Here is a 12,176-nt window from a genome sequence, read left to right on the forward strand (position 1 = left end):
CTATGGACAGTTGGCAAAACATAACATGAAAAAAATCGAGATTGTAGGGTATCAACGAGCGAATCTCGGCCGCACGGAATCACAAGCGATTCGGGCCGAGGGTAATGTTCCGTGCGTATTGTACGGTGGTCAGGAACAAGTGCATTTTTATGCACCAGCGATCCTGTTCCGCGACTTACTGTATACACCCAATATTTTTGAAGTGGCTCTGAACATTGAGGGAGCTGAATACCGGGCTGTTCTCCAGGAAGCGCAATTTCACCCAGTAAGCGACGTTCTGTTGCACGCTGACTTTCTGCTGATTACGGATCAGAAGCCCATCAAAATTGCGGTTCCTGTTCGTTTGCTCGGAACGGCTCCTGGCGTACAAAAAGGCGGTAAGCTGGTAACGCGTGTTCGGAAACTGCGGGTGAAAGGTACCGTTGAAAACATCCCTGATTTTATTGATATTGACGTATCAAATCTTGACCTGGGCAAATCCGTTCGCGTTGGTCAGATTCAGGTTAAAAATATCGAGCTGCTCGAAGCCGCTTCGAACCCAGTAGCCAGCATCGAAATACCACGTGCACTCCGTGGTAAATAATAAAAACGTACTGGACGTTTTTTAAAGCTAATAGACCATAAAAATACCCTACCAAGAAGTTGGCGGGGTATTTTTATGAGCAGCCTACTGACCAGATTCATAACTTCATACCACGCAGTCGCAAGCTGTTACTCACTACCGATACCGAGCTAAGTGCCATGGCGGCCCCAGCGACCATTGGATTTAGTAAAAAACCAAATGCAGGATACAGTACGCCTGCTGCGAGAGGAATACCGATCAAGTTGTAAATGAACGCCCAGAACAAATTCTGGCGGATGACCCGAACAGTTTGCCTTGAGAGTTGAAGCGCCCTGGGTACGCTGTTCAGATCAGACGTAATAAGCGTCATTCGGGCTACGTCCATAGCAATGTCGGAGCCTTTTCCCATAGCGATACTCAGGTCAGCCTGCGCCAGTGCTTGCGAGTCGTTAATACCGTCGCCAATCATAGCTACGATCTTTCCATTTGCCTGCAATCCTTTCACGAAATCAGCTTTATCACCGGGCATCGTTTCGGCCTGATAGGTATTCAAACCAACCTGGCTGGCTACGGCTGCAGCCGTTTGAGCGTTGTCGCCCGTGAGCATATAAACGTCAAGGCCACGCTTTTTTAGCGTCTCAATCGCTTGTTTTGAACCAGCTTTGATCGGGTCAGCGATGGCAATTATCGCCAATATGTCATCCGGTTGATCTACTTTTTGACGGGCAAAAAATACAACTGTTTTCGCTTCGCTTTGCCATTGAGCCGCTAATTTGTCCAGATCGATCGGCAATAAAATCTGATGTTCGGAAAGTAGGTTTCGGTTGCCAGCATAATATGTTTCAGTCTCATAACGAGCCATAATCCCTCTGCCTGTTATACTGTCAAATGCATCCAGACGGAGTGGCTGGCTACCAGCAAGATACGTCGTTACAGCCTCAGCCAGGGGATGTTCCGACTGGGCTTCCATTGTGTAGAGTATCGATTGCCATTGCGCGCTCTCATTACCAGATACGGTCCATCGCAAGTCTGTCACAGCGGGTTTTCCCAGCGTGATGGTGCCCGTTTTATCCAGCACAACCGCATTCACTTTATGAGCGATCTCAAGCCCTTCAGCATCTTTAATGAGGATATTGTTCTCTGCTCCTTTTCCCACCCCGACCATAATGGCGGTTGGCGTGGCCAACCCCAGCGCGCAGGGGCAGGCAATGACCAGCACCGTTACCGACGTCATAAGAGCCGTCGTAAACGGATCGGAACCGGGCACTAAATAGGACCCAAACAGTAGCCAGACAACAAAGGTCAGCAACGCAATCCCCAGCACTACGGGAACAAAGACGCCCGCAATCCGGTCGACCAGTTGCTGCACCGGGGCTTTACTACCCTGCGCTTCCTGCACGGTACGAATGATTTGGGCCAGCAACGTATCGGCACCTACTTTTTCAGCCCGAAATCGGAAGCTCCCTTTCTGATTAATCGTCCCCGCGAAAACGGTGGTGCCAGCCAGTTTTTCAACAGGAACCGGCTCTCCGCTGATCATGCTCTCGTCCACGAACGACTGACCGGACTCAACACGACCGTCAACCGGAATTTTCTCACCAGGACGTACCAGCAACAAATTTCCGATCTGCACCGATGTGATAGGAAGCTCACGCTCCGTAGTTCCTTCAACGAGATGTACCGTTTTGGGTTGCAGGCTCATCAGTTTCTTGATAGCCGACGATGTGTTCGATTTAGCCCGTTCTTCCAGCAGTTTACCAAGTAAAATGAAGGTGACAACCACCGAAGCCGCTTCAAAATAGACGTGCGGATGCAGACCTCGCTGGTGCCAGAACGCTGGATTTACTGTATTAAAGGCGCTGAACAGAAACGCAATGCCGGTGCTTAAGGCCACCAGCGTGTCCATATTGGCTTTTCTATGACGCGCCTGTTTCCAGGCATTGACAAAGAACGACCGACCCAGCCCAAACACAACCGGAGCCGATAGCCCCATCATGATCCAGTTTGCATAGGGAAGATCCATCAGAAACATACCGATAATAACAACTGGTAGTGACAGGATCGAGGCCCAAATGGTCCGTTGTCTGATCGATTCACTACGTTGCTGCTGGGCTTCCGCCTGCACCGCCTGCGGGTCTTCGACGTCAACCACCATGTCGTACCCGGCCGAGCGAACGGCATTTTGAAGGTCAATCGGGTTTACTACTTTTGGGTCAAACTGTACCCAGGCCGACTGGTTGGCATAATTTACACCCGCGTCGCTGACCCCTGGTGTGTGTTTCAAGGTGGACTCAACACTGACGGCACAGGCCGCACAGGACATTTCCAGCACGGGATATGTCTTTCTAACTTCAGCCGCAGATCCACCCTTCGCCGTTTTGTTGGGACGAATCGCGGGTGAAGGATCAATTGTGCTCGTAGCCATGACGTCTCCCTAGTTTAAAGGCTCCGCTTTGTAACCGGCCTTTTCGATGGCCTGCCTGACAACAGCGGCACTGCTGGAATCTACGGTCAGTATTTTACCGGGGTCCTGAATGTCAACCTGCCAATGGCCTTCGCCAACAGCTTCGTTCAGAAATGGCGTTACGGTGGCGATACAGGCACCACATTTTATATTGGTTTTGAATTTCAGCGTTTCCATTGATTTTAACTGTTTATTAGTTCACTACAAATGTCGCCAGCCAGCCCCTGGTTACGCTTACAGAATTACCGTTGAACGTAACAGAATTGTGCGACAAGTTTTAGGACTTTCGCACCGAGCCGTGCCACCGCAACGGCGGACCGTGGTTCCTAAGTACGGTTAATCCAACCGTGGCACGGCTCGGTGCGAAAGTCCTGCTTTTTTATAATGGCGATCCGGATTCCTGAGGATACCCACCCGACGCCAACAGGCCAGCGGGCACCGTTAAGGTCCCTGTTTGTGGATCTATCAGGCCATTGCGTTCCTCTTCGATGTTAGTCGCCTGCGTATAAACGTCCCCCGCAATCGACCGTTTTCGCATTTCCTGCTTAAACAGCCGAATCCGTTCCGCGCGGTCTTCGGACTCCTGGGGACCACCATAGTTGGCAAAGCCAAAACCACCCCACTCACTAACGATCAGCGGAACCTGTCGGCGGTAAAAAAACGGATCGCCCACTACGAGGGGAAAGGCGGCTACAGTATCCAGGTCACCCGCCACCAATCGATCAAGTAGCGATTGCCAATGCGCCAGATCTGGTGTATATAAATGAGCCGTTAACAAATCAGATTTGAGTCGACCTTCATAGGAAACATGTTGCCAGCCATCATTATCCACCACCAGAAACTGTGGGTAAGCCAGTTGCATAAAATGATACATGTTCATGACGTACTCGCGGGTTTCGGGATTCGTCGCGATATCCTGCGCGCCCCAGTCTTCGTTGTAGAGGCTCCAGATAATAACGGATGGATGGGTGCCGATCAGCGCCAGCATTCGCAATAATTCAGCCTGGTGATTCCGGCGACTACGTGCCGTAGAACTGTGCGGACTGGGCACTTCCACCCAAAGCAAAAGCCCTAATTTATCGGCCAGATTGTAGATACGGGGATCAATACCGGCAATATGAACCCGGACTAAATTGCAGCCCAGTTCCTTCATAGCCTGCATATGCCGCTTCATCTCTTCGTAGGTTGCCGTGCCCGGCTGATACAAAATCCCGTCCAGATAAATGGGCTTGTTATTAAGATATACGAATCGGCCTCTCGCTTCAATCTTACGCAATCCGAACTGGGTTTCAATCTGCGCTATGTGTCCTTCGGCATCAATGAGTTGGGCAACGAGCCGATACCGAACCGGGGTTTCGGGCGACCAAAGCTCCGTACCCGGCGCTTCAAGCGAGACACGCTGCTGCTTCTGCCCGGCTTCCAGACGTAGCGGAAAATCGGAGGTGGCCAGCGGTGGCGTTGACTCTGTTGCTTTTCGATCAAACACCTGAAGCCGCAGCACGTAGTTGCCAGGATCGTGAATACGCGTGGTTAAGGTAAACCGCAACAGGTGATCTTCAATCGTGCTGGCAACACCCACCCGTGATCGTAATCGATTCCGTTCTACCGTTTCGAGCCAGACCGAGCGCACGGCACCCGTGTAGGTCTGGTACCAGATGCCACCTCGTTTATAGACGTGAGACTCCTGCTTTCCGCGTGGCGTTTCGGCGTCCATTGTATCGGCGATACGTACCGTCAGCCGATTAACCGGGCGAAGGTACTCATCGGTCAGTTCGTAGGAAAAAGACGTGTATTCACCTAAATGCACGTCTTCACCCTCAATCGTACTGAGTGGGTGGCCATTCAGCCATACACGGGTTTCGTAACCACAGGCACCAAATGTGAGCTGGATGATCGATCGGGCCAGTGGTTCACTACGTTCCGGGAGGTCAAATTCCCGCTCATACCAGGCAATTACCTTGTCTTGCCAGATTACGGGATTAAGTTGCCCTTTAGCCTGCGCCATATGGGCTTCTATTGAACCAGGCCACTGGGCAGTTCCTTCGTATGGGTGCCCCAGATACCATCGCTCGTGTAGACCCGAATCGTTGGCATCAAGCGAAAATTGCCATTCGCCATCGAGCAGCCAATGCTGGTTTGGGCGTAAAACGGCTCTGGGTAAGGGATTAATAAGTTCTTCTGGAGCAGCCGTTTCTTCTTTGCTGCTTGAAAAGCCAAAATTTGATTGTATTTCAGTCATAACGCTTGAGACAGGTAATCGCTAAAAATCAGTGGTATATCTAGTATACCCATTACCCTTAGTAACTGTTAAAAAGGGCACTTTAGTCATTCCCACTACGTGCATATTACGCATAAAAGCAGTTCGAGCGATTTAACTCTCTTTTAACCAGAGATTAAGCCCGATTTAAGTTGTGAGCAACACTTTTGTGTACTTAAAAATACGTGCGCCGTCGTCGGTATGAATAAATTCATTAAGAGTATCTTATCGTTCTCCCTCAAGAACAAATTTTTCATCTTTTTCCTCACAGCTTTATCGGTCGTAGCAGGTGTTATTAGTTATCAAAACACACCCATCGAAGCGTTTCCTGACGTCACCAATACGCAAATTACGCTCATTACGCAATGGCCTGGCCGATCGGCAGAGGAGATTGAAAAGTTCGTGACCATACCCATCGAGATTGGCCTCAACCCCGTTCAGAAGCGTACAGACATTCGGTCAACATCCATTTTTGGCCTGTCGGTCGTGAAGGTGTTGTTTGATGATGGGGTCGACGACATATTTGCCCGCCAGCAGGTCAACAATCTGCTCAACGGCGTCGAATTACCCGAGGGCATCCGACCTGACGTTCAGCCGCCTTATGGCCCTACGGGAGAGATTTTTCGCTATACGCTTCAATCGCCAACCCGTACGGCCCGCGAACTGAAAACGTTGCAGGACTGGGTTATCGACCGCCAGTTGAAGAGCGTATCGGGGGTAGCTGACGTAGTAAGTTTCGGGGGGGAGGTCAAAACCTACGAGATTTCGGTTGATCCCCGTCGACTCATCGACTATAACATTACTCCTTTACAACTGTATCAGGCCGTAGCCAGTTCCAATGTAAACGTGGGGGGCGACGTGATTGAGAAAAATTCCGAATCCTACGTAGTGCGGGGTATTGGTTTGCTACGTAACCAGCAGGATATACAGAACATAATCATCAAAAACATTAAGGGAACGCCCATCACGGTGCACAATGTCGCGCAGGTATCCGAATCGGCACTGCCCCGGCTTGGTCAGGCAGGCCGCAACAAGGAGGACGATGTGGTGGAGTGTATTGTGATCATGCGGAAAGGCGAGAATCCGAGCGAGGTAATCGAACGGGTGAAGGCCAAAATTAATGAGCTGAATACAAGCATTTTGCCGAGCGATGTAGAGATTAATACGTTCTACAACCGCGAAACGCTCATTAATTTTTCCACGCACACGGTTACGCACAACCTTATCGAAGGGATCGTATTCGTAACCGTGATCGTCTTTCTGTTCATGGCTGATTGGCGCACCACCGTTACGGTGTCTATCGTTATTCCGCTGGCCTTATTGTTCGCGTTTATTTGTTTACGGCTCAAAGGTATGTCGGCCAATTTGCTATCGATGGGTGCCATTGACTTTGGCATCATCGTAGACGGCGCTGTTGTGATGGTGGAGGGTATTTTCGTAACCCTCGACGAAATGGCCCATCAGCAGGGTATGGCGAAGTTCAACAAATTAGCCAAACTAGGGATTCTGCGCAAGACCGGCACCGAAATGGGCAAGGCAATTTTCTTCTCCAAACTCATCATCATTACGTGTTTGGTGCCGATTTTCTCGTTCCAGAAAGTGGAAGGAAAGATGTTTTCGCCCTTAGCCTGGACACTCGGTTTTGCGCTGCTCGGTGCCCTGATTTTCACCCTGACACTCGTGCCGGTATTGGCCAGCATCCTGCTCAAAAAGAACGTTCGGGAGAAGCACAACCCCTTTGTGAACGTAGTGACCAAGTATGCCACAAAGACGTTCAATTTCACCTACGCACACAAAAAGATGAGTCTGGTCTTTACGGCTGTGCTGGTGGCCGTTGGCTTGTCGGGCTTTACCTTGCTGGGTACCGAGTTCCTGCCCGAATTAAACGAGGGTTCCATTTACGTAAGGGCCACCATGCCCATGAGTATTTCACTACCCGAATCGGTGAAGCAAACCGTGCAGATGCGCCATATTTTTGAGGAGTTCCCGGAAGTGAAAGGCGTTATCTCACAAACCGGCCGACCAAACGACGGAACTGACCCTACGGGCTTTTATAACATTGAGTTCCTGGTAGACATCTACCCGCAGGATGAATGGAAAAGTCACATGACCAAAGAGGAATTAGTGGAGAAGATGCAGGAAAAACTTCAAATCTTTCCGGGTGTAAATTTCGGTTTCTCGCAGCCCATTATGGACAACGTCGAAGAGGCTGTTTCTGGGGTAAAAGGCTCCATTGCCGTTAAGATTTATGGTCCGGATCAGACTATTCTGGAGGGCAAAGCGGGCGAGATTCAAAAACAACTGGCCACTGTTCAGGGTATTGAGGACTTGGGCGTAATTCGCACGACCGGCCAGCCCGAGATGCGTATTGAGCTGGACGATCGGAAGTTAGCGCTTTATGGCATCAACAAAAACGATGCGGAAGCCGTGATCGAGATGGCCATTGGCGGTAAAGCAGCCACCCAGATTTATGAAGGTGAGCGTAAATTTGACCTGCGCATTCGTTACGATCGGCCGTTTCGCTCCAGCGAGCAGCAGATCAGCCAGTTGATGGTTCCTACCGAAGCGGGCACCATGATTCCGATTAAAGAGATCGCCCGCGTATATACCCAAACGGGACCCGTTCTGATCTTCCGGGAAGCCAGTCAACGGTATGGGGCAGTTAAGTTTTCGGTTCGGGGACGCGACATGGGTAGCGCTGTTGCCGAAGCCCAACAGAAAGTGCAGGCAAATGTTAAACTCCCGTCGGGTTATACGGTGAAATGGGCGGGCGATTTCGAGAATCAGCAACGAGCCACCGCTCGTCTGGTGCAGGTAGTCCCAATTAGTTTACTGGCTATATTTTTCATTCTTTTCGTGTTGTTCGGAAATGTAAAAGATGCCGGACTGGTGCTATTTAACGTACCATTTGCGATTATCGGCGGTATTGCCGCGCTGCTCATCACACATGTCAATTTCAGTATTTCGGCGGGTATCGGCTTCATTGCCCTGTTTGGTATTTGTATTCAGAACGGTGTAATTTTGATCTCCGTCTTTAAGAAAAATCTGCGGGGTGGCATACCGCTCAACGAATCCATACGAGAGGGCGTTATCTCCAGGATCAGGCCGGTAGTGATGACGGCCATGATGGCGGGTATCGGCCTGATTCCGGCCGCTATCTCGCACGGAATTGGTTCCGAAACAGCTAAGCCATTAGCCATCGTAGTAATTGGTGGACTGATCACGGCTACCTTACTTACGCTGTTCGTGTTCCCGCTTATTTTCTATGTTTTCTACAAACAAAAGTTTAGCGAGATCTAGTAAATACGCTTTTTTGATACGCCAGATAATTTTAGCTTTTTAATACCGTTATATTAAAAAAGATTTGCAACATTTGCATTATCAAACAAGAGCCACGTTTTTTCGGTTGTTCTTGACAAGACATTGCTAGTTTAGCATAAAGATCCTTTACAAAGGGAAGGTTGAACATCAAGATCAGGTGACCGCCCGGTTGCCGGTCTTGAAATGGTGTGGATAGAAGCGGAAAGCCGCCCCGATTTTCGGAGCGGCTTTTTTGTTTTCCCCTTTTAAAACGGCAAATTCCTGGTTTAACTCACTTTTAATGCTGTTTTCAAGTCCTTTTAATATGCCGCCCCGACCTTCATCCAACCGAAGGAATATGTGTTCCACTTGCACGGTTTTGTGAGACCCGCCGGAGTACATAGCAGCCTCTGTAAACTAATAATTCATTCTGTAGTTTTTAAATTAGACAAGAGCTATGTATGTTGCCGATATGAAGATTCTGGTGGTAGAAGATGAGCCCAAATTGGCCTCGTTTGTTAGGAAAGGTTTGGAGGAACAATCCTGTGAAGTGGATGTAGCCTTCGACGGACAAGTTGGCCGTACAATGGCCCTTAATAATCTCTATGATGTGATTATAATGGACATAAATCTGCCCAAAATGAACGGCTTTGATGTTGTCCAATCCATTCGGCAGGAGAAAAACCGAACACCGGTACTGATGCTTACAGCTATGGGTTCCGTAGATGATAAACTCACGGGATTTGAAGCCGGCGCGGATGATTATTTGGTCAAGCCATTTGAGTTCAGGGAGTTGATGGCCCGGCTGCGCGCGCTTACGAAACGTAGTAGCGAAGCCGGTATGCAGGCGAACGTACTGAAAGTAGCCGACCTCGAACTAGACCTCAACGAAAAAATAGCGCGCAGGGGTGACAAACGAATTGAATTAACAGCCAAAGAATTTGGCCTGCTGGAATATTTTATGCGCAACAGAGGTCGCGTCGTGTCGCGGGTAGATATTGCCGAGAAAGTCTGGGATATTCATTTCGACACCGGTACCAACGTTATTGATGTATATGTCAATTTTCTGAGAAAGAAAATTGACAAAGATTTTCCTCAGAAACTCATTCATACGGTCATTGGAATGGGGTATATGCTGAAGGAAGAATAGATATCCGTTAAGGTATAAGTCGTAAGGCGCAAGTGGCTGACGCGAGTATATAAATTGTGTATTAGGTACTTTTGCCTTACGACTTATACCTTAATTTTATTATGAATATCCGTACCCGCCTGACGCTGCTGTTTGTGCTCCTGGTTGCGTCAATCATGCTGCTTTTTACAGTTACGGTATACTATCTCTATGAGCAGTTCAGGCAACAGGAGTTTGAGCAACGCCTAGAAGACAAAGCCTTCACTACGGTGCGGCTCCGCGAAGATGTGGGTGTAGTGCCCCAGGCAGACTTACCCGTGATTGTCGATGAGCAGGTCACGATTTACAACAGTCGGGGTGTGGTAATTTATAATCAGAAGCGGGACAAGCAGCAGTCTCGTTTCAGAATTCCGTCAGATTTCCTACGCAAAATCACCCTTCGGCAACCGCAATACATTCGATCCGGCGACATCGAAGCGGTTGGTGTTCTTCACATTAATTCGCGGGGCGAATCGTTGTATATTATTGCATCGGGAAATGACCGATACGGCTTTAGTAAACTGGTTCGTCTACGCGAGATCTTATTTTCCAGTTGGCTGCTGAGCCTGATTATCGTTGGCATTGCAGGTTATCTTTTTGCTACGGATGCCCTCAGGCCCGTGGCTGAACTCATTGCGCAGGTAAATGCTATTTCGGCAACAAATATCCACGAACGACTGCGGGTAGGTCGGCAGCGGGATGAACTGGCCGATCTGGCCCGCACCTTTAACGCGTTGCTTACCCGGCTCGAAGAAGCCTTTGTGCTACAGAAAAGTTTTGTCTCCCATGCATCACACGAATTGCGTACACCTCTCACCGTGATGATGGGGCAAATTGAAGTAACCCGCCTGCTGAATCGTTCAAACGACGAATACGAAGTATCGCTGGATGGGTTACTCGACGAAGTCAAAAGTATGATTCGCCTTGTGAACGGTCTGCTTGAATTAGCCCGTGCCAGCTCCGACGTAGCAACTGTTCATTATCAGCCGGTTCGAATCGACGAATTATTGTGGCAGGCCCAAAGTCAACTTATCCAGAAAAAACCGGAATACCAGATTGACATTGATTTTGACAACCTACCGCATCACGAAGAGGAACTAGTCATTGTGGGAGAAGAATCGCTGCTCCAGACCGCGTTTCAGAACCTTATGGAGAATGGATGTAAGTACTCAGCCGATGGGCGCGTATCGGTGCTTATTTCATTTGAGCGTGGCCAAGTACAGCTTACCTTCAGCGATCACGGTTATGGAATTCCAGCGACCGACCTGCCGCATATTTTCGAGCCTTTCTATCGCTCCGAGACAACCATGACTATAAAGGGTCATGGCATTGGCCTCACACTGACCCAACGTATCATTGAATTGCACAAAGGGCAGATTACCGTTGAGTCTGTTGTTGGACAAGGCACTACGTTCCGAATAACACTGCCTATCCCCTATCGCTCTTCAACTGATCTAAACGCTGAGTATAGTTCTAAAAAATCTGACCTTAAATCGGACGCAGATTTCTAAGTAACCTCAAGCGGTTGGCGGATTTAGCAGCTTCGATTGGATCGCATCAATGAACAGCATTCACGGAGCAAAAGCCATTGTAAAAGCGCCTGACAAACGTGCGAACGACTAAATTACTTTCGTTCGGTTCACGTTACGTCAGGCGCTTTCTAGGTCAGCCAGGCAAGCGTGTCTAGTGTCGCCTGTCAGTTAATGCTCTAGCTATTCTTCATGCTTTTATGCATCTTTTTCATCGCCTTTGCAGAATCGGCTTTCATATCATTACCTTCCTTCTTGGCTTCTTTCTTCATTGCCTTCGCTTCCTTCTTCATGTCTTTGTGTGCCTGTTTGGTATCATCCTGAGCAAAGGCAGCACTGTTCATCAATAGGATGGCAACAGCAGCAATTAGTAAGTTTTTCATTAGTCTATCTGGTTTATGAGCTTATTATTTAGTGTATAGAACCAGGCTTCTACCAAATAGTTATTAAACTTATATTAAATCAATTTGTGCGCTAGCTGTTTGACTTAGGGTATCTCTTCTTGCCTTTTACGGATGATGCACCAGTTTTTACGCTGCTGTTTGCATCGACTTTGGTTGGGCCATTATTTGTCGGATTAGCGGCAGCCTGACTCTGATCGTTTGTTAAACCGGTTCCTCCTCCGCCAGTACCTGTCGAAACTCCATTCGTTCCATCGTGCGTATCGGCTGCCGATGGGCTTGACCGGACAGCATCAGTAGGAGACATTGTCCCGGCTTTACTACCCGAGGATTTCTTTGACGTAGTGGATTTAGCTGGCTTCTGTTGAGCAACGGCCGAACCGGCCAGCAGGCAAACAAGGGCAAGGGTCGCAAGTGAGTTAGTCATGGGTAGTCGTCGTTTAACGTGAGTAATACCCATAACAACCCACCTGCCTCCAAGTAGTTTTGTGAAAG

Annotated in this window: 10 protein-coding genes; 4 read left to right on the forward strand and 6 right to left on the reverse strand. The window is 49.0% G+C overall.

Annotation, left to right across the window (positions count from 1 at the left end):
* The first annotated feature begins 25 nt into the window (after positions 1 to 25).
* Entirely contained in the window at positions 26 to 583 is a 558-nt protein-coding gene (locus ACYVEA_RS30950) for a 50S ribosomal protein L25/general stress protein Ctc (protein ID WP_461117243.1), read from the forward strand.
* Positions 584 to 680: 97 nt separating this feature from the next.
* On the opposite strand, the gene ACYVEA_RS30955 is transcribed toward ACYVEA_RS30950, so the two are convergent.
* From ACYVEA_RS30955 to ACYVEA_RS30965, 3 genes are all read right to left on the reverse strand, one after another.
* Positions 681 to 2,987 carry a heavy metal translocating P-type ATPase gene (locus ACYVEA_RS30955; protein ID WP_461117244.1) on the reverse strand — a complete coding sequence of 769 codons (2,307 nt, stop codon included), beginning with the start codon at positions 2,985 to 2,987 and terminating at the stop codon, positions 681 to 683.
* Between the two features lie 9 nt (positions 2,988 to 2,996).
* The gene (locus ACYVEA_RS30960; RefSeq protein ID WP_461117245.1) at positions 2,997 to 3,203 is read right to left on the reverse strand and encodes a heavy-metal-associated domain-containing protein; all 207 of its coding nucleotides are present in this window, start codon (positions 3,201 to 3,203) and stop codon (positions 2,997 to 2,999) included.
* Positions 3,204 to 3,405: 202 nt separating this feature from the next.
* Positions 3,406 to 5,265 carry a glycoside hydrolase family 2 protein gene (locus ACYVEA_RS30965; protein WP_461117246.1) on the reverse strand — a complete coding sequence of 620 codons (1,860 nt, stop codon included), beginning with the start codon at positions 5,263 to 5,265 and terminating at the stop codon, positions 3,406 to 3,408.
* Between the two features lie 219 nt (positions 5,266 to 5,484).
* On the opposite strand from ACYVEA_RS30965, the gene ACYVEA_RS30970 reads away from it, so the two are divergent.
* Positions 5,485 to 8,583: an efflux RND transporter permease subunit gene (locus ACYVEA_RS30970; protein ID WP_461117247.1), complete on the forward strand. Its 3,099-nt coding sequence runs from the start codon at positions 5,485 to 5,487 to the stop codon at positions 8,581 to 8,583.
* Positions 8,584 to 8,757: 174 nt separating this feature from the next.
* Here the strand turns inward: ACYVEA_RS30970 and ACYVEA_RS30975 are convergent, their stop codons facing one another.
* The gene (locus ACYVEA_RS30975; protein WP_461117248.1) at positions 8,758 to 8,952 is read right to left on the reverse strand and encodes a hypothetical protein; all 195 of its coding nucleotides are present in this window, start codon (positions 8,950 to 8,952) and stop codon (positions 8,758 to 8,760) included.
* Positions 8,953 to 9,055: 103 nt separating this feature from the next.
* Here ACYVEA_RS30975 and ACYVEA_RS30980 point away from each other — a divergent pair, with 103 nt between their 5' ends.
* Positions 9,056 to 9,733, forward strand: coding sequence for a response regulator (locus ACYVEA_RS30980; protein ID WP_177236753.1), 678 nt, complete (start codon positions 9,056 to 9,058; stop codon positions 9,731 to 9,733).
* 101 nt (positions 9,734 to 9,834) lie between these two features.
* Positions 9,835 to 11,262 (forward strand): sensor histidine kinase, encoded by a 1,428-nt coding sequence (locus ACYVEA_RS30985; RefSeq protein ID WP_461117249.1) that lies wholly within the window; start codon positions 9,835 to 9,837, stop codon positions 11,260 to 11,262.
* A 197-nt stretch (positions 11,263 to 11,459) separates the two neighbouring features.
* Here ACYVEA_RS30985 and ACYVEA_RS30990 read toward each other — a convergent pair whose 3' ends face one another.
* Together ACYVEA_RS30990 and ACYVEA_RS30995 are read right to left on the reverse strand one after the other, a co-directional pair.
* A complete protein-coding gene (locus tag ACYVEA_RS30990) occupies positions 11,460 to 11,663 on the reverse strand; it encodes a hypothetical protein (protein ID WP_461117250.1) in 204 nt (67 codons plus the stop codon).
* A 91-nt stretch (positions 11,664 to 11,754) separates the two neighbouring features.
* Positions 11,755 to 12,108: a hypothetical protein gene (locus tag ACYVEA_RS30995; protein ID WP_461117251.1), complete on the reverse strand. Its 354-nt coding sequence runs from the start codon at positions 12,106 to 12,108 to the stop codon at positions 11,755 to 11,757.
* Positions 12,109 to 12,176: the final 68 nt, after the last annotated feature.

Source organism: Spirosoma jeollabukense, from assembly GCF_054777855.1.